An 18,763-nucleotide genomic window follows, 5' to 3' on the forward strand; every position below is an offset into this window, starting at 1 on the left:
CTATTTCACAACGGGCTTATGCTCCTCCAGACGCTGTCTCATTTCGTCTGTAAATGGCAGACTTCTCTGTTTTTCAAAATCGAACTGCACGATGACTGAACTTCCCTCAGCTACGACTTCCTGTGAATCTTTCTCCACCATCTCCTGTATCAGATGAAAACTGGAGTTTCCGATTTTCGCTACGCTGCTCTTTATGATCAGTGTCTGATTGAAGTACACCTGCTTAAGAAAGTCACATTTGGCAGAAGCCAGAATAAAATTCCACTCCTCCCCGACAAGCTTCAGTTCTTTGAAAAATCGAATGCGGGAATCTTCCATGTAAACAAAAAAATTGCTGTTGTTCACATGACCGAGCATATCCGTCTCACAAAATCGTACCGTTACTTCTATCTCGTGCATGCCCTACTCCTCCTACTGATTCACCTTCGTTTCATACGTATAAAAGCCCTTCCCTGTCTTCCGGCCCAGTTCACCCGCTTCCACTTTCTCCGTCATCGTTCTTGGTGGAAGGTTTGCAGGATCGCCGGTTTCGTTGTACTGCTGCTGCATCACATAACAACCGACGTCGATGCCTGACAAGTCCATGAGCTCGAAAGGACCAATCGGATGACTCAATGCCTTGCGGGTGATTTTATCAATATCCTTGAAGTCCGCGTATCCACCTTCATACAGGCTCACCGCCTCTTTCTGGATCGCAAAAAGAATGCGGTTGGCGATAAATCCTGATATCTCTTTTTCCAGTAAAACAGCCGTACGGTTCAACGCCCGGCAGACGTCCATAGCCGATTCTGCCGTCTCCTGTGATGTATGCTCCCCTTTGACCACTTCCACACAGTCCATAACGAGGGGAGGGTAAAAGAAGTGCATGTTGCAGACCTTATCCGGACGTGAAACCACATCAGCGATTAATGAACTGACCATTGTAGAAGAGTTGGTAGCCAGCACGGTATGAGAAGGGACAATCTCATCAAGCTGGGCAAATACTTCCCGCTTCACATCCAGCTTTTCCACAACGGCTTCGATAACAAGGTCAGCCTCCCCCGCCGCTTCCCGCAAGTCGGTCGTAAAGGAAAGACGCTCAAAGGCTTCCGCTTTTTCCTGTTGAGAAATTTTGTCCTTGTTCACCCATTTCGCCATGATCTGCTCCAGCTTGTCCTTCGCTTGTCCTAAAGCATCGGGACGGACATCCTGCACGTACGTATCGAAACCGGCAAGGGCTGACAGCATAGCGATTTGATGTCCCATACTCCCCGATCCAATTACTGTGATCTGTTTCATCTCCATGCGATTCCTCCTCTATAAACTTGACACGCATCCCTTTTATCGGATGGGCGTCTGTCCTTTACAAAACAGCTCTTCTCAGCACGAAGCATGCATTCCGCCATCAACGACGAGCACATCCCCTGTCACATAATCAGACGCACGGGAAGCCAGGAAAAGAGCCGCTCCTTTCAAATCCTCTTCGGACCCGAAACGGTTGAGAGGGGTGCGGTCCAGAATGAATTCTCCTCCCTGTTCCAGTAGTCCTTTCGACATTTTGGTAGGGAAAAATCCAGGAGCCAGGGCATTCACTTGAATATTGTGGGCTCCCCACTTTACAGCAAGGTCTTTCGTGAAGGTGATCACAGCCCCTTTACTCGCGTTATATCCGATCGTATCCATGAATCTGGGATCTGCCCCGCCAAGTCCCGCTACAGAAGCGATATTAATAATCTTGCCTGACTTTTGATTCACCATGACCTCTCCGACCTTCTGAGACATTAAGAACGTCCCTGTCACGTTGACATTCATTACTTTTTGGAAGGCTTCCAGCGGCATTTCCAACGTTGGCGCCCCCCAGCTTGCCCCGCTGTTATTGACGAGAATATCGATGGTGCCGAACTTTTCCACCGTTTTTTGAACGGCATGCTCGATGTCTTCGACGTTTGTTACATCACAACCATAAGCGGCAGTCTTGACTCCGTATTCTGCTTCAAGCTGCCGGGCGGTTTCCTCACATGCCTCTCGTTTCCGGGAGCAAAGGACAAGATCCGCCCCTGCCTCTGCAAATCCTTCGGCCATCTGTTTTCCAAGCCCTCGTCCCCCACCGGTTACGAGCGCCGTCTTCCCCGATAGATCGAACAACTCCTTCACATGCATCAGCTCACTCCTTAATAGTACAGGTATGTAACATACCAAACGGTTAGTATGTTTTCATTCTACTCCCATTATTCTGAAAATTCAACCAGAAAATGAATGAACATTCACCTTTCATACGTGTGCATGAGAAGGGGGCTGTCTCTTTTATATAGAAGAAAAAACTAAAAGAATGCCAGTGTACGCTGGCATTCTTTAAACGGAAGGTCTTCCTTGTATATGCAGGCTGCAGCTGCCGTTTTCCTTCCGCTGTCCTATACCTTATGCATCCGCCTCTTCCCACGGATTGGCCATTGTCCTATATCAGGCTCTAACAGGACGGAAGCACAGCCCTTTTTTCCAGTCCGGAATAGACTATAAGAGATCGAATAGAAAGGAGGATACTGCCTTTGAAACACGATTCTTGCAGTTGCTGCTCCGTGACAAGGACGGTGGCAGCCATCATAAAAGCCCAGAAAATAGTAGCCGGTCGTCACTCTGAAACCAGCTGCCGCACATCCATCGCAGCTCTGCGCGGTGATCATCAGCATCGACAAGGAAATACGACCATTCCGTTTATGTTGTACTGCAGAGATGGACAACGCTTCTGTGGTAATGGGATCAAAGAAAAGGAGGGCAGCTATATATGCTTTACATCTTGCATATTCAAAGCGGTCAGACTCTCCCCCGACCACTCCTGTGCTGTTCTGGAGCTGCTGATTCCACACGAAAATCCTTCCTGTCACAGCTCTTCCCACTCCTATACAGCATCCGGAACATGTATGACAGTCGACCTTTCATGCTTCAGCTCGATCCGATGTTTAGGAACCACTACTCCAAGGAAAACATGGTAGACGTGGATGAATAGATCGGCACCAGTCCGGAAAGTTGTTTTATTTCCTTATTCAGCCGCCTAAAGATGGAAAATATAAGGGATACCTTATATAATAAAAGTATCTATGATGCTCTCCGGATTTTATGAGAGGCTCAAGTAGAGAGAGGAGCTTCCCCATTGAAAGCCAACCTAGCATTTCGAGAATTTCTATTGAAAAAAGCATCGATTCTAACAGAAGAATGGTATAATTCCCTCGATCAAAGTTCGGTTTCGGGCGTCTATGCCTCCCGTGATCAGGCAACCATTGAAAATTTAAAATCCCAAAACTTTGCATTTCACAAACATCTGGCCGAGATCTTCACTCTGGATAAAGAGGCCTTTCTCGCTCACATGAATGACTGGATCGTGGAAATTGGACGGGACCCCCACCATCTCGAGACTCCTACACATGAAATCATGCGGGAATTCATGCGTGTTCGTATCCAATACTTGGATTTCCTCAAGGAATTCATTGAAACCCAGGATGTCGACGTAGACAGGGATAGAGAAACACGCTGGACCCGTCTCCTGGTGGATGCCTTCGATCAGATCATGTATCAGGTCGTCGAGGAAAAATCCAATTACTTGAACCGTACGATTGAAAAACAGCAGTCGACCATCAATGAATTGAGCTCCCCATTGATTCAACTGTCGAATGAGCAGGCGCTCCTGCCTCTTGTCGGGAACATTGATACCGACCGGGCCGCTGCGATCCAGGAGAATATACTGAGAAAATGCACCGAGCAGGATGTAGACTTGCTGTACATAGACTTGTCAGGAGTCTATCTCGTGGATACGATGGTTGCCCAGCAGATTTTCCAGCTGATTGACAGCCTCCGCTTGATCGGAGTATCTTCAACGGTCGTCGGCATCCGTCCGGAAATTGCACAGACCGCCGTTTCCCTCGGCCTCGACTTCAGTCACGTCACGACGACAGCGACGTTATCGCAGGCGATGGCCGGTCAAACCTTTTAAAAAACCAGCTTCCTGATTAAACAGGAAGCTGGTTTTTTAATTCGAAGATCATGCGCTCCAAAAACGGAAGGGTATCTTTCTTCCCTTTCCACACCTTTTGAAGCCAGGCAGACTCCTCTTCTAATAGGTGAATAAGAACGTTTACAGCTGTAGGATGCTCCCTCAGAGACAAGTGCTGGTAAACCTTTTGAAGTTTCTTTTTAACCCCGGCAGGCAGGGACTGATCTGCCGTTTTCAATCCAAGCTGCGCACGATCGGGAGCATAATGCTGGAGAAGAACCTTCGCTGTATTCAAAGCCAGGTCATTCAACACTTTACATGCCCACATATCATTTCCACGATCGGAAGCTTTTTTATACTGCAGCAAAAAGAAGGTGACATCATCAACCGCATCCTGAAAATCACGTTCATCTAAATAAAGCTGCTGTTCCTGTTGATGCCTTTCCATTCGCCCTTCAGGATCGTACAGTACACGAACGTAATCCTTATGGATCAGTGTTTCTTCTGTAACTGTAAATAAATCCACGTGCAGGAGATTATCATAAACTGCAATCACCTGAGGAGCAATGATGAAGATTTCATCATAAAACAAAAGGGGTTGATAACATAAAAGATGCGTTTTTCTCTTCTTTAAAAATGCATGCTCCTCTTCTTCATCCACAAGGACGTAAAGATCCACATCGGAATGGACATCTTCTTCCCCTCTGCCCATGGACCCTTTTAAAAAGACAGCCTTTACGAGTGCATCTACTTTCAAGCTTTCCAACAATACCTCTACAGCCTCTCCCTGTCTCATCGCCAGCCCTCCTGTAAAATGCGTTTCCAACATCATACAGTTGTTGAAGTTTAAAGTAAATGACCACAGGAAATGGGAGGAATAACAGGCCAGTCCTATATCCTATGCGCCTCCTTGATCAGAAGGGCTCTTCCTTATTCAGTCATCCGAGCCACCATGTGTTCCATCTTTAACTGGAACGTTTTTTCCTTATCCCTGCCTGTTCCAACACATTTTTCAGTTACATAAAAAAACAGGCTGCCGAGAGAATATCCTCGACAGCCTGAAAAATTGACCTCTGTTTATCGGGTTTGACCGTTTCCTTTCATAAGGAACTTGATCGTCGTCAATGCCGGCAGCCCCATTGGTCCGCGGGCATGAAGTTTTTGCGTGGAAATACCGATTTCCGCCCCAAATCCAAGGGCCCCGCCATCTGTAAAGCGTGTGGATGCATTGTGATAGAGAGCCGCTGCATCAACAAGCGCAAAGAAGTGATCGGCAGCTTTTTGGTCTTCTGTGACAATGGCTTCCGAGTGCTTCGTTCCATACGTTTCAATATGCGCGATTGCATCTGTCAGATTGTCTACAGCTTTCACCGCTAGATCTGTGCTCAAATATTCTTCAGCCCAGTCTTCTTCTCCAGCTGGAACAGCGCCTGGAATCGTATCAACGATGTGCTCATCGCCATGAACAGCAATATTGTTCTCTTTCAATGCAGCGATTAAGGCATCTTTATGCTCTTTCAACCAGTTTTTGTGAACAACCAGCGTTTCTGCTGCGTTACAGACAGCCGGACGATCGGTTTTTGCGTTGATCAAAATGTTCAGCGCTTTTTTCACATCCGCCTGCTCATCAATATAGATATGGCAGTTGCCGACACCTGTTTCAAGAACAGGGACCGTGGCGTTTTCTACCACAGCCTGAATCAATCGTCCGCCTCCACGTGGAATCAATACGTCGATGTGCTCTTTCATTGTAAACAGCTCGTTTGTAGCTGCACGATCTGTAGAAGCGATGAACTGTACAGCTTCCTTAGGCATTTTCGTCTCTTCGAGTCCTTTGTGAATGACATCTACAATAGCCTCGTTGGAGTGGATAGCAGACGAGCCACCTTTCAGGACAATCGCATTGCCTGATTTCAAAGCGAGTCCGGTAGCATCGACGGTCACGTTCGGACGTGCTTCATAAATCATACCGATCACACCGAGGGGAACGGTCACTTTTTCTACCTGCAGTCCATTTTCCAGCGTCCAGTCTGTCAGGACCTGCCCTGTTGGATCTTCCAGTTCTGCAACGTCACGAAGTCCCTGGGCAAAATCCTCCACGCGTTCTTTGGACAAGGAAAGACGGTCCATGAACGCATCAGTGAAGCCTTGCTCACGTCCATTGGCCAGATCTTTTTCATTGGCCTGCAGAATGCTTTCGTATTCACGTTCAAGTACATCAGCCAGATGAAGCAGCGCTTCATTCTTTTCTTCTTTTGAAAGGATCATCAGCTGTTTGGATGCTTTTTTCGCTTCCATTGCCTGTGCTTCCACATTTACATTCATAGTTACAGTCATCAAAGACCTCCTTGAGTATTTTAAACGCCTACGGGCATGGATACTTCGAGATGGCACACAAAATCTTTCTGTTCAACGGCAGCCTTATCATAAGACTCGAGTTCAGGTTGTGTCAGATTGATCATGTTCTTCATTTGTTCAGAAGAATAGTTGACTACGCCTAAGCCGATTTCTTCACCATCCAAATCATGGATTCGTACGACAGCACCTTTTTCAAAGCGCCCTGTGACATGGTGAACATTGGCCGGCATCAAGCTCTGTTTCATGTCGACAACCGTTTCTTTTGCACGGTGGTCAATAATTACTGTGCCCTCCGGTCCGGAGTTAAAAGCAATCCACTGTTTCTTCTGATCGAGGTTCTCAGCATCAGTCGTAATTTCAAAGTACGTACCTACAGCATCCCCGTAAACCGCATCATAGACGATGTTCGGTGTATTAGCCTTTCCTAGGAAAGAAGCGATACCGGAAGCCATGGAAATTTTGAAGGCATCAATTTTCGATTTCATGCCGCCTGTTCCGACCGCACTTCCCGGATCACCTGCTGCAGCTTCGATTTCAGGGGTAATCTCGTGGACTTTATCAAGCAGTTTTGCATCGGAGTTTTTTCTAGGATCAGCATCATAAAGGCCATCAATATCTGAAAGGATAATCAGCTGATCAGCATCGACAAGGCCGGCGACCTTCGCTGAAAGGGTGTCGTTATCTCCGAACTTCAGTCTGTCGATCGTAATCGTGTCATTTTCGTTTACAATAGGGATAATTCCGCGTTCTAGTAGGACATTGATGGTGTTACGTGCGTTGTTGTAGCGGTTTTCATCAGAGAAATCACTGCGCGTGATGAGGATTTGGGATCCCATATACCCATGGGATAGGAATAGATCAGAGTACGATTCCATGAGCAGACCCTGACCGATGGATGCGGCTGCCTGTTTTTCCGGCAGGGTGCTCGGACGCTCCAGGCATCCCAGTTTCCGGTAACCCGCGGCTACCGCGCCTGAGGAGACAAGGAGGACTTCATGGCCGTCGTCCTTCAAACGGACAACTTCATCGACAAGTTTTTCAAGTTTACGACGGCTGATTTCACCGTGCGCACTGGTTAATGAACTGCTTCCAATTTTAATAACGATTCGTTTCTTAGTTTGACTCAACATATCACTCCTGTTTAACAATTTTGCGTCTGTCAGCTGTATTTATCTACTGCCTACGAGAAGTCCTTCAAGTTCTGCACTCAATTCTTTGGATCGGGAAGCGGCACCGCGTACGGCTTCTGAAATCGCCTGACCTCCGCCGCTGGCTGCAAGCGCATCGAGTCCTGCTGCCGTTGTACCATTCGGTGAAGTTACGTTCTCCCGCAGTTCTGCCGGGGATTCATCACGTTCCAACATCATTTTGGCGGCACCAAGCAGTGTCTGTGCTCCAATTTCACGAAGCGTTTCCGGATCCATCCCTTCTGAACGGCCCGTTTCTTCGATATGCTCCATCAAATAATAAAAGTACGCAGGTCCGCTTCCAGCGATTCCAGTGAAGACGTCCATTTTCTCTTCTTCTATGACGAAGACTTCACCGATTGAACGAAGCAGAGCTTTCGTAACTTCGACCTTCTCCATGTCTGCGAACTGCCCGGGGCACACGGCCGTGGCTGATTCACGAAGCATGCTGGAAGTATTCGGCATCACACGGACCACCTGCTGGCGGTCATTGAGACGATCTTCCATATAAGAAGTAGAAATACCGGCAAGAACAGATACAAGAACTTGGTCCGGGGTCAATTTATTTTTCAAGTCTTCCAAAACAGCGTCAATATCTTTCGGCTTCATTGCCAGAATGAACTGATCCACTTCAGCGAAATTCAATTCATCTTTTAATACTGTACGGACGCCGTATTTATATTGAATGTGGTTTAAACGTTCCTGATTACTTCGGTTGGTTACAATGATCTGTTCAGCTGGAATATTACCCGACTCCACCATTCCTGAAATCATCGCCTCTGCCATAGATCCTGCACCTAGAAAAGCAATCGTTTGTTTAATCATTTGGGTTAATCTCTCCCGTTCGCATTTTTGTTCGCTTTTTCTCTAAGACGTTTTTCATCATAACACTGGCAAAAACAGATTCAAGGGCTTTTCTACAAGTCGGGTCTATATTCGTCAATTAGTCCGTGTAAACGGTTTCAAAGAGAGATATTTCGCAGTCATCGCTTCTCATCGGAAATAATCTCGTCTCATGGATGTATTTGCGGCTTGAATTTTTAAGAAATGCTCGACAAAACCGAATTGTTGGAATAATTATTCATTTTTCATTCCCCACTCATCTGAAAAACCGCCCTCCCTTTTTCATGCATAAAAAAAGCTGCTTCTGGTCAAAGGACCAGAAGCAGGCATTCAGCTTTCGTTTATAAAATGATTTAATTTAGCGAGCTGCTGATTGAGTTCACCGATCGGCACGAAGCGGGCTTTCCGGAAGAGCTCTTTTCCTTCCGAATAGACAAGAACGGCCGGTACAGTCATCACAGAGTAATGACCGGCAACCTGGGGTACTTCATCTGCATTCACATGGCGGGCTTGTATGCTTGGATAATCAGCCAGCAGATCCTCCACTTGAGGTAGAAGACCATGACAAACGGAGCAGCCCGGTCTGGATACATAAACAATCGAGAGCATTTCCTCATTTACAAAAGCATCTAAATCTTCAATGGAGTGTATAGAATCCATTTGTCTCACCTCGAGTTCATTATATCAGCTTCTAAACTAAAATTCCTTCCACGCGCCTCTTCCTACTGAAGACGGCGAGGGAAAGGCTGCTCATGATGTTTGTTTTCGACTTCCTTAAACAAATCCTCACCGGACGGGCTTTCTGAGGAAGGCTGGACCGCTTGATCCGGATGCAGCTTGGAAGCCAGCAGATGCAGCTGCTGCTTTAAGTCTTCCACGTCCTGCTTGGTCGCAGGCTGCTTCCTTTCTTTCAGCTCAAAGCCGAGCTGGCCGTTGGGTTCAAGAGTGGCCGATTTCAAATCCTGAATACAGGACACATTCGACTGCCGGAGCTTCATTTCCAATTGGTCCACAGTGAAACGCAGCTTCTTTAAGTTTTTTTCATTCAGCTGGCCATTTTCAATAATCGAGACAGACCTCCCCGTTAAAAACTTCTCCATAAAATCAAGTTTCACCTGGGAATATTCCATCACCATCAAAGTTAAGACAAGCACACCGCCAACACCAAATGTAACCCAGATGTTCTCTCCTGCGACAGGCTGGATCAGCAGCGACCCAATGGCAATCATGATGACGGTCTGGGACAAGGTCATCTGCGAGATTGACTTCCGACCGGCGATACGAAGAATAATCGTACCTGCGAGGATGATTAAAACAGCTTTCCATATCCAATCCATAAAAAAGACACCCCGTTTCCATACGAAGGCAGAAGAACCGATGTATAACCCGAACCAACTCCTCAAAACCGTCCGTTTATGTACCTCATCGTTTCCTATATCCTTCATACGTTGTCCTGAACGGATGAAAATATCCCCCCTCCACGGCAGGATTGCGGAGATAAAAAAAGCTTGTAGAAAAACAAGGTTTCTCTACAAGCAGAACATCGTTCCCCTATTCTTTGTTCCGATAAAGCTTCCAATAGCTGTAGTCGTGGACAGCGGTCCCTGCATAGCCGGGATGGCCGGAAAAGCTTTGGTTCAACCCGTTCAACTCCTGTTCCATCTGACCGGGTGAGCTGTCGTAGAAAGTCGTATAACTGCCTTCATCCGTCTTGATGACATTCACAGCAATAACCACCGATTTATCTTGATTCGCTGCCTGTTCGATGAGGGGGGAAGCAATATGTTTAATCCCGTTACGTCCTTCCGTATAATCCCTGTAAGCCATAATCGTCATAGAATCCAGTTGAGACAGCATCCACGAGCTGAGCGATCCACTTTCCTCCGGCACTTGTAAATCATTCACCCAAAACGGAAAATCTCCACTCAATTGAAGATCCTGGCCTGTTTTTTCCACTTCTTGTCTTAAGAATGTGACATTATCCATCCATTGAGTTATGACTTCATCCCTGTCCGCATCCCACTCGGGCAGAAGGTAAGGCTCAATATCCATATGGATCCCTTTGAATCCTGCTTCACTTGGAACGTCTTGATTATAATCCTTGACCGAGGATATAAAGGCAGCAAGACTATCCTGATGTTTGTCCAGCGCCCAGTTGGGATCACCACCAAGGGCATACACTTGGATATTATGAGCGGAAGCTTCTTCTATAAACGCCTCTACACGCTCCCTGTCGAATCCTTTAATACTGATGTGCAGATAGATTAAATTCACTTCCTGCTCTTCAGCGAAAGCGATATTTTCCTCTATGCTTCCTTCCATCTCGTCCAAATCCCAGATCCAGGTAGCCTTCACTTTTGATGGTTGACTCATGTATATGCCCACCCCAATGATGAGAAGAAACAGCATCACTGATCCGATGATGCTGTTTCTTCGGGAGAATTTTCGTTTAAAGAAAGACCTTTCACCATTGAAAGGTCTTTCCTTCTGTAATTTAGTTAACATAGGGCAGAGAACTGATATCATTTGTTCTTGAGAAATTTTTCACTTTTGTACGATCCGCTGCTTGATAATTCTCCAGATCCACATCCGGACCAATGATGCAGTTCGTTCCTATTTTCGTTTTCCCTCTTAAATGCGTCCTCGGTTCAATCACCGTATCGATGCCGATGGTTACGTCAGCACCTATGTAAGTAGAGAAGGGATCAATAATCGTTACCCCATTTTCCATATGAAATTCAATGATGCGTTTCTGTAAAATTTTCTCCGCCTTCGCAAGCTGGGTTCGATCATTAATGCCGAGTCCTTCGTCAACGTCCGGCATACGGGCTGCTGAGATTCGCTCCCCTTTTTGCTGCAGGACCTCAATGACATCCGGCAGATAATATTCCCCCTGCTCATTGTCCGTTGACACAAGATCCAAAGCTTCAAATAACAGCCCGTTATCGAAACAGAAAATACCCGAATTCACCTCGTTGACGGAACGCTCCTGCTCGGAAGCATCCTTTTCTTCAACAATCCGTTCCACCTGTCCCTGCTCATTACGAATAATCCTTCCATAACCCGCGGGGTCATCCGGCTGCATCGTCAGAATCGTAGCAGCTGCGTTTGTCTCCTGATGGAGTTCCAGACAATCGGCTAACGTTCCGCTGGATATGAGCGGCGTATCTCCTGTAATGATCAGCGTGCTGCCTTCACGATGACCCAGCTGTTCATGAGACATTTTCACGGCATGAGCTGTGCCGAGCTGTTCCGCTTGATAAGCATACTCTACGGTCGAACCCAGCTGTTCCTGTATTCGTTCACTCTGATGACCCACAACGGTAACGATCTCATCGATGGAAAGCTGCTTCAGCTGATCAATGACATGTTCCACCATAGGTTTTCCACAAACCTTATGAAGAACTTTCGGAAGATCGGATTTCATCCTTGTTCCTTTGCCCGCAGCTAATACTACAGCAAACGTTTCACTCATTTTTCTTCCCCCATTCGTAGTTATTCCTCGATCGGCTGGATGATTGGTCTTAACTGCTCCATCACCTCATCAATAATCTGACGGTCCGTTTGGATGCTTTCGTTCTCCACCTTTTCATAAACCCCAAGCATCAGCCCTTTTAAATTACTTTTATTCAGTTTTGTCTGCTGCCGTTCCATGACCTCCATCATTTGGATACCTACTCGACCGTAACGCTCTTCGCAAGGTTTCTTGGTTTGTCGACGTCGTTACCAAGAGCGAGCGATGTATAATAAGCGATCAATTGTAAAGGAACGACTGTCAGCAGCGGCGTCAGAATGGATGGAGTGTTCGGAATATAGCACGTTTCATCTACATACTCCCATATATCCAGATTCCCTTCTTCTGCGACCCCCAGCACCTGCGCTCCACGGGCTTTTACTTCCTTGACATTCCCGAGCATTTTCTCACTCACTTCATCTTGTGTAATGAGAGCAACGACTGGTGTCCCTTCTTCGATCAAGGCCAGCGTTCCGTGCTTCAATTCCCCTGCTGCATAAGCTTCCGAATGAATATAGGAAATTTCCTTCAGTTTCAACGATCCTTCCAACGCGACCGCATGATCCAGTCCCCGGCCGAGGAAAAAGACACTTTTGGCATCATTGATGGAATCACTGTACCAGCGGATTCCCTGAGAGTGCTCCAGCATGCCCTCGATTTTCTCCGGCAGTTCGATGATGGACTCAATCAGCTGCTTGTAGTTTTGTTCGGTGATGGTTTGTTTGCTTTCAGCAAGATACAGACCTAATAGGTAGAATGACAGCACTTGTGTGGTGTACGCTTTTGTAGAAGCTACAGCAATCTCTGGACCGGCCATTGTCAAAATCACTTCATCTGCTTCACGGGCGATGGAGCTTCCGACAACGTTCGTTATGGCCAGAACATTCGCTCCAAGGTGTTGACTTTGACGCAGCGCGGCCAGAGTATCTGCTGTTTCTCCAGATTGACTGACAACAATGACCAATGTCTTCTCGTCTACGATCGGGCGTCGATAGCGGAATTCCGAAGCCACTTCAACATCGACTGGAATACGTGTCAGTTCCTCGATTACATGCTTACCGATCAACCCTGCATGATAAGCTGTCCCACAGGCTACAATCGTAATTTTGTTCCATTGCTGAATGGTTTCAGGTGACCACTGCAGTTCCTCGAAGTCCACACGTTTCGCTTCCTGATCAAGACGACCGGTCATCGTTTTCCGAAGTGCCGTCGGCTGTTCGAAGATCTCTTTCAGCATAAAGTGATCATACCCATTTTTCTCAGCCTGTTCCATATCCCAGTCCACACGGAAAATATCGCGTGTCAATTCTTTTCCTGTCTCCGTTTCCATCAACGTGACACCTTCTTTTGAAAGGATTGCCATCTCGCCGTCTTCCAAAATATAAACATCACGTGTATGTTCCAGCAGAGCGGGGATGTCGGAGCTGATCAGGGATTCTCCATCGCCGGATCCGATGATGAGGGGACTGGCTTCACGCACAGCATACAACCGCTCTGGATCATGCTCAGAAACTATTCCAAGCGCGTAGGCTCCTTCCAGTCTATCCACCACTTTCTGGATGGTCGATACTATTTCTCCATCATATAAATGAGAGAATAAGTGGGAAATCACTTCGGAATCCGTTTCAGAAGTAAAGGAATAGCCTTCCTCCTTCATTTCCCGCTTAATTTCCATATAGTTCTCAATAATGCCGTTATGGACGACAGCAAATTTGGATTGCTCATCCAGATGCGGGTGGGAATTCTCATCGGAAGGGCGTCCGTGTGTAGCCCATCGGGTATGACCGATTCCGATCGACCCAGAAAGCGGAGCCCCCTCCAATTTTTCTTCCAACACTTCGAGTCTTCCTTTAGACTTCTCATGCTGAAGGGTTTCCCCGTTGTTCAATGCGATACCAACAGAGTCATAGCCGCGATATTCCAGCTTACGCAGTCCTTCTGTTAATACACGCTGTGTTTCTTTATCTCCAACATATCCCATGATTCCGCACATAGTCGTTCATCCCCTTTATAATAAGTAGTTTTTGAAACTTTCTTTGATTGATTACAGAGCAATGGATTCGTGCTGTTTCTTGTTCACTTTCGAAGCCGTCCCAAGTTTATGAATGTGTGGTTGATCGAAGGCTTGGAAAGCGTTCCTTGTATCTACAATCGGAACTCCTAATTCCGCCAGTTCATGATAATCAAAGTCACTGTGATTCGTGACCATGACAAGGCAGTCGTACTCTTTCAGCTGTTCTTTATCATAAGGAACCGAGTGGACGACGTCACCATCATCATCCAGGAAGCTGTGGGCATGGGGATCGTGATACTCCACCTTCGCTCCGTTTTCTTTATATAGTTCATAGAGATACAGCCCCGGCGATTCACGAAGATCACTGATATTCGGTTTATAGGCCATACCGAGAATAAGGATTTTAGAATCATTGATGGACTTCCCATGAATGTTCAATACCTGTGACGTCTTTCCAACGACAACGTCCGGCATGTTGCTGTTGATCGACTGGGCCAGATCGATGAACTTACTATAGAAGCGGAATCCTTTGGCTTTCCAGGACAAGTACATCGGATCCAGAGGGATACAGTGACCGCCGATTCCAGGTCCCGGTTGGAACTTCATAAAGCCGAATGGTTTCGTTGCCGCTGCATCAATCACTTCCCACACATCGATATCCATACGTTCACACATCATTGCAATCTCATTGACAAAAGCAATATTGACGCTTCGGAACGTATTTTCTAGAAGCTTGGACATCTCTGCAACTTTGGGTGACGTAACAGGAACAACGTTTGGAATGTAATTTCTGTAGAGAAGCCCTCCGACTGTATTACATTTTTCTGTCATGCCGCCCATAACTTTTGGCATGTTATGCGTGTTGAAGGACTGATTCCCTGGATCCACGCGCTCAGGTGAATAACAAAGGAAGATATCTTCGCCTTCGACGTATCCCATACGATTGAATTCTTTCAAAATCAGTTCTTCGGTCGTCCCCGGATATGTGGTGCTTTCCAGCGTCACGAGCATTCCTTTTTTCATAAAGGGCTTCATGCTGTTGATCACGCCTGTAATATAGGAAGTATCCGGATCCTGGTTCTCACTTAATGGGGTAGGGACACAAATGCTGACCGCATCAAGGTCTTTGACAACTTCATAGTCACTTGTTGGAAAGAACCGATCTGTGGCAAGCGCCTGCTGCAAATCCTCATCCGCAATATCGTTGATGTAGGAATGCCCTTCACGCAGCGACTGAATCTTCTTCTGATCCAAATCGATGCCACATACGTTGAATCCTGACTTCACCATTTCGACAGCCAGTGGCAGCCCGACATACCCCATACCGACAACTCCGATATTTGCTTTCTTCATTTCAATCTTCTGAGACAGCTGTTCAAAATATCCCATTCCTGATCCCTCTCTTTTATAAGATTTATTTAGAAACGCTCACGAGTCTTTTCATCCGTGCTTCAAGCTCTACAAGTGAAAAGGGCTTGGTCATATAATCGGAGACACCATAATCAAACGTGCGCCTCACATCTTCTTCCAATTGTTTATTTGTAAGAACTATGATCGCTGTCGACTTTTTGGAGGCTTCGTCGATGTTCTTGATTTGATTGATGAACTGATAGCCTCCCAGAGCGGACAGATTGATTTCCGTAATGACGAGATCCGGCAGGACATTTTGATAGACATCCACGCCCGTTTTCCCGTCTTCTGCTGTATGGACGACATAGCCTTTTCCCTGCAGGTAGTTTGTCAATAACTGAACTAAGCTTTGATCACTATCAACAAGCAGCACGGATTTCGTTGATGGACCCTTTTCCTTCTGTCCTTGATAAACATGGATATCGTTCGTTTCGTGGTTTCCATCAATGATTCTCCAAAGCATGTCAAACATCATTTGTTCTGCGTGGTCGCTGTTTTCAGGAAAGCTCCCCACCCATAAATCTCCGGTGAGCTGGCGGTTCCGGCTTAACACATCTTTCACGTGCAGCGATAGAAAATGGGTATACGCCAAGGCACAGCCATCAAGCAGGATGCCAAGAATCTTCTCCTGTGGATCGTAACTGACTTGAAAGGCGGTACCCGGCTCTTCCTTTTCCAAATACGCTTCCATTTCCCCGACCTCTGCTTCATTCATATCTGCACGGGCCAGAATGATCCCGCACTTTAATTGGCTGCTCTGATAATAGTGAAGAAAATGATTGAACGATTGAATGATCCGGGAACCAATATGAGTCGCTGCCATTTTCCACCCTCCTTTTTTCGTTCGGTTATGCGGCCTTTTCCTTGTCTTCGTCTTCGTCTTCATTCCAACTGGTTCGTACCATCGTTCCCCAGGAGTTGTTTTTCCGCATAAAGTCGATGTGACCGAGGAACCTCCATAAAATCCCCAGCTGACGGTATCCGAAGAACATCAAAACCGTGTACAAAATCATCTTGAAATAATCGCGGACTCTCGGGTAGCGCTGAAAGGCCATTTCCTCCAAAAGCAGCGAACCTAAGCCAAGCAGTGTTCCGTACAGAACATTAATCAGCATGAAGATTCCCATGAGCTTCCATCCGGTCATGTCCATGAAGCTGTAACCGAGAATGGCGAGAAAACCTGTAATTCGGAAATAAGGGCTCAAAGTTTCAAAAATAATGTTATATGGGATCGTTAACATACCCATGATCTTGTATTTCGGACGCAGGAACATGAAGCGCCCTTCTTCAATCATATTTTTCAAATTTCCACGGCCCCAGCGTTTACGCTGACTGCCGAGAATCTTGAACGTGTCGGGAGCCTGCGTCCAACAGACTGCATCCGGACAAAAATCGATTTTGTAGGGAAGCTTGTGATCCAGCATGTAGCGGTGAAGCTTAATGATAATGTTCATATCCTCCCCAGGGTAACCCCCGCGGTAGCCTCCGACTTTTACAACGTATTCTTTCTTAAAGACACCGAAAGCACCGGAAACGATAATCAGTCCATTGACGTCACTCCAGCCGATCCGTCCGCCTAGAAACGCTTTTAAGTACTCTACGGTCTGGAACATCGGCAGTAATTTTTTCGGAAGATTGACCTGCTTCACCATCCCGTTTTGGATACGGCAGCCGTTGGCAATCCGCACGTTCCCACCAATCGCCACATTCTCCTCAGGATTTTCCATATACTTTCTGGCAATCCGGATCAGCGCATCTTCTTCGAGTAAAGAATCCGCATCGATCGATGAGATCAGTGAGTAATTCGATAAGTTAATGCCGGCATTCAGGGAATCTGCTTTTCCACCATTCTCTTTATCTACAAGATAGAGAGTTGGATAATCCGGATTGTAGTAAACCCCTTTGACCTCAGCTGTAGCAATCGTATCTTTGATCATATTCGGGGGATGATATTTTAATTGGAACTCCTCGATTAAGGTATCGAGGGTTTTGTCTCCCGATCCGTCATTCACCACAATCACTTCAAACTCCGGGTAATGGAGGGCCAGCAGGGATCTGACATTTTCCTTGATAGTCAGCTCTTCATTGAAAGCTGGAACAAGGATGGATATGGGCGGGACATGTTTGGATCCGGACAGGGCCTCATACTTTGAGTAGAAGGTTTCCTTCATAATTCCTAGTATTCTCCGGAAGGAAAATAAGATAATTCCGAAGTAAATGGTGTTGATCGTAACTACGTAATACATGGCAAAAATTCCATAGAACAGCAGGATCTCTCTCATTCTTCATCCTCCTTCCTTACATGACGTTTGTTAATGTCTGGTGATTTTCAAAATACTTCTTGTACAGAAACTCTTTATGGTTGTGACTCATGATATCCTCGACATGGGAAGATGGGGAGGTTGACTGCTTCAAATTTTCTTCGATGAATTCCATGGCCACGGCCCTTCCATGCTCACTTCCATCTCCAACAGCCAATTGGCACAGGGCCTCAAACCCTTCGTCTCCCATACGGACTAGACTCGCTGCACTCGCACGAGCGACCATCCAGTTTACATCTTCCAGCCGGGTGGATAACAAGGGAATGTATTGAATGAGACCAGATCTCCCAATCCATTCAGCAAAAAGTCTGCGGACCTCCCAGTCCGGGAAAGCAAGATAAAATTGAACATCCTCTTCAGATAAGTCAACCGAGGAAATCAGCAGTTTAGCTGCGTTCATACGAATGTCACGATCATCCGATTTCGTCAGTTCCTGAATACGGTCAGGCAGATCAGCCTTCACGCTGTTCTGAAGACCAATAAGCCCGAGCTTCACATATTTGGGATTCTTTTCATGCAGGAATGTGATAAATAACTGTGTTAAATCAAGTTCAGATTCCTTTGTGATGTCTGCTGTCAAATGAACATCCTGCTTCCCATTCTCAATAAGGAAACGGAGCAGATCGCCCATCTCACTTAACTGTGTGGCCGTTTGGGCAGCCGCCCGTGCATAGATGAAGGAGGAAGAATCCACACGCTTCTTATACAGCAGGGAAAGCAGAGAGGATGTGGCTTCAGGTGCCCTCAATGCTCCAAGGTGATACGCGGCATCCAACCGGACAAGCGGCCGATGACTGCCCAACCGCTTTAAATTGTGTTCGACCAGCCCGAGATCCCCGCACAGCCTTAACAGCCGCTGCCGGTAAATCCCATCCAGCTGATTGATCCATTGGACAAGCTCGCTCTGCAGCACTCGTCGTTCAAAGGTTGTCAGAGAGCCGCCGGGGGGTCTTAACCGGTCTTCTTCTCCTAAGTGCATTTGTACATATTCCAGATAATCTTTATGTCGAACCAGACATTGCGCTCTCCGCTTTTCTACACGTTTTTTATTCCATTTCAAACTTAACGTCGCCATAATGAATGCGGTCATGAGAATGAGTAAAACCCCAATCATGTAGTAAGCGATTTGAACGTTGATATACATGGAGAACC

At 46.5% G+C, this 18,763-nt stretch carries 19 protein-coding genes; 2 read left to right on the forward strand and 17 right to left on the reverse strand.

The window, feature by feature from the left end; translation table 11 throughout:
- From ACXAJH_RS13255 to ACXAJH_RS13265, 3 genes are all read right to left on the reverse strand, one after another.
- Positions 1-399: an acyl-CoA thioesterase gene (locus ACXAJH_RS13255; RefSeq protein ID WP_474967559.1), complete on the reverse strand. Its 399-nt coding sequence runs from the start codon at positions 397-399 to the stop codon at positions 1-3.
- A 12-nt stretch (positions 400-411) separates the two neighbouring features.
- The gene (locus tag ACXAJH_RS13260; protein WP_474994203.1) at positions 412-1,284 is read right to left on the reverse strand and encodes a 3-hydroxyacyl-CoA dehydrogenase family protein; all 873 of its coding nucleotides are present in this window, start codon (positions 1,282-1,284) and stop codon (positions 412-414) included.
- Positions 1,285-1,359: 75 nt separating this feature from the next.
- Positions 1,360-2,139 (reverse strand): SDR family oxidoreductase, encoded by a 780-nt coding sequence (locus ACXAJH_RS13265; protein ID WP_474994205.1) that lies wholly within the window; start codon positions 2,137-2,139, stop codon positions 1,360-1,362.
- A gap of 428 nt (positions 2,140-2,567) precedes the next feature.
- On the opposite strand from ACXAJH_RS13265, the gene ACXAJH_RS13270 reads away from it, so the two are divergent.
- Both ACXAJH_RS13270 and ACXAJH_RS13275 read left to right on the forward strand, forming a co-directional pair.
- The gene (locus tag ACXAJH_RS13270) at positions 2,568-2,969 is read left to right on the forward strand and encodes a CotY/CotZ family spore coat protein (RefSeq protein WP_474972324.1); all 402 of its coding nucleotides are present in this window, start codon (positions 2,568-2,570) and stop codon (positions 2,967-2,969) included.
- A 158-nt stretch (positions 2,970-3,127) separates the two neighbouring features.
- The gene (locus tag ACXAJH_RS13275) at positions 3,128-3,964 is read left to right on the forward strand and encodes an STAS domain-containing protein (protein ID WP_474967556.1); all 837 of its coding nucleotides are present in this window, start codon (positions 3,128-3,130) and stop codon (positions 3,962-3,964) included.
- 16 nt (positions 3,965-3,980) lie between these two features.
- Here ACXAJH_RS13275 and ACXAJH_RS13280 read toward each other — a convergent pair whose 3' ends face one another.
- From ACXAJH_RS13280 to ACXAJH_RS13345, 14 genes are all read right to left on the reverse strand, one after another.
- A complete protein-coding gene (locus tag ACXAJH_RS13280; protein WP_474967555.1) occupies positions 3,981-4,760 on the reverse strand; it encodes a nucleotidyltransferase domain-containing protein in 780 nt (259 codons plus the stop codon).
- 281 nt (positions 4,761-5,041) lie between these two features.
- Entirely contained in the window at positions 5,042-6,301 is a 1,260-nt protein-coding gene (locus ACXAJH_RS13285) for a glutamate-5-semialdehyde dehydrogenase (RefSeq protein ID WP_474994206.1), read from the reverse strand.
- A 20-nt stretch (positions 6,302-6,321) separates the two neighbouring features.
- Positions 6,322-7,452: a glutamate 5-kinase gene (gene proB, locus ACXAJH_RS13290; RefSeq protein ID WP_027956205.1), complete on the reverse strand. Its 1,131-nt coding sequence runs from the start codon at positions 7,450-7,452 to the stop codon at positions 6,322-6,324.
- Positions 7,453-7,491: 39 nt separating this feature from the next.
- Complete coding sequence (gene proC / locus ACXAJH_RS13295) at positions 7,492-8,334, reverse strand: pyrroline-5-carboxylate reductase (protein WP_474967553.1); 843 nt, start codon at positions 8,332-8,334, stop codon at positions 7,492-7,494.
- A 348-nt stretch (positions 8,335-8,682) separates the two neighbouring features.
- Positions 8,683-9,012 carry a thioredoxin family protein gene (locus ACXAJH_RS13300; RefSeq protein WP_474967552.1) on the reverse strand — a complete coding sequence of 110 codons (330 nt, stop codon included), beginning with the start codon at positions 9,010-9,012 and terminating at the stop codon, positions 8,683-8,685.
- Positions 9,013-9,074: 62 nt separating this feature from the next.
- Positions 9,075-9,689 carry a DUF421 domain-containing protein gene (locus tag ACXAJH_RS13305; protein WP_474994207.1) on the reverse strand — a complete coding sequence of 205 codons (615 nt, stop codon included), beginning with the start codon at positions 9,687-9,689 and terminating at the stop codon, positions 9,075-9,077.
- A gap of 214 nt (positions 9,690-9,903) precedes the next feature.
- Complete coding sequence (locus tag ACXAJH_RS13310; RefSeq protein WP_474971968.1) at positions 9,904-10,725, reverse strand: hypothetical protein; 822 nt, start codon at positions 10,723-10,725, stop codon at positions 9,904-9,906.
- 121 nt (positions 10,726-10,846) lie between these two features.
- The gene (gene glmU / locus ACXAJH_RS13315; RefSeq protein ID WP_474967549.1) at positions 10,847-11,827 is read right to left on the reverse strand and encodes a bifunctional UDP-N-acetylglucosamine diphosphorylase/glucosamine-1-phosphate N-acetyltransferase GlmU; all 981 of its coding nucleotides are present in this window, start codon (positions 11,825-11,827) and stop codon (positions 10,847-10,849) included.
- Between the two features lie 20 nt (positions 11,828-11,847).
- Positions 11,848-12,018, reverse strand: a complete 171-nt coding sequence (locus tag ACXAJH_RS13320; RefSeq protein ID WP_474967548.1) for a hypothetical protein — start codon at positions 12,016-12,018, stop codon at positions 11,848-11,850.
- 8 nt (positions 12,019-12,026) lie between these two features.
- Positions 12,027-13,859 (reverse strand): glutamine--fructose-6-phosphate transaminase (isomerizing), encoded by a 1,833-nt coding sequence (glmS, locus tag ACXAJH_RS13325; protein WP_474994208.1) that lies wholly within the window; start codon positions 13,857-13,859, stop codon positions 12,027-12,029.
- A 51-nt stretch (positions 13,860-13,910) separates the two neighbouring features.
- A complete protein-coding gene (locus ACXAJH_RS13330; protein WP_474967546.1) occupies positions 13,911-15,269 on the reverse strand; it encodes a nucleotide sugar dehydrogenase in 1,359 nt (452 codons plus the stop codon).
- A gap of 25 nt (positions 15,270-15,294) precedes the next feature.
- The gene (locus tag ACXAJH_RS13335) at positions 15,295-16,113 is read right to left on the reverse strand and encodes a response regulator transcription factor (protein ID WP_474967545.1); all 819 of its coding nucleotides are present in this window, start codon (positions 16,111-16,113) and stop codon (positions 15,295-15,297) included.
- A gap of 25 nt (positions 16,114-16,138) precedes the next feature.
- A complete protein-coding gene (locus tag ACXAJH_RS13340) occupies positions 16,139-17,572 on the reverse strand; it encodes a glycosyltransferase family 2 protein (protein WP_474967544.1) in 1,434 nt (477 codons plus the stop codon).
- Between the two features lie 16 nt (positions 17,573-17,588).
- On the reverse strand, positions 17,589-18,755 hold the full coding sequence (locus tag ACXAJH_RS13345; protein WP_474994210.1) for a HEAT repeat domain-containing protein: 1,167 nt from the start codon (positions 18,753-18,755) through the stop codon (positions 17,589-17,591).
- Between the last annotated feature and the right edge of the window lie 8 nt (positions 18,756-18,763).

This window comes from Halobacillus sp. ABD4_316 (assembly GCF_056161385.1).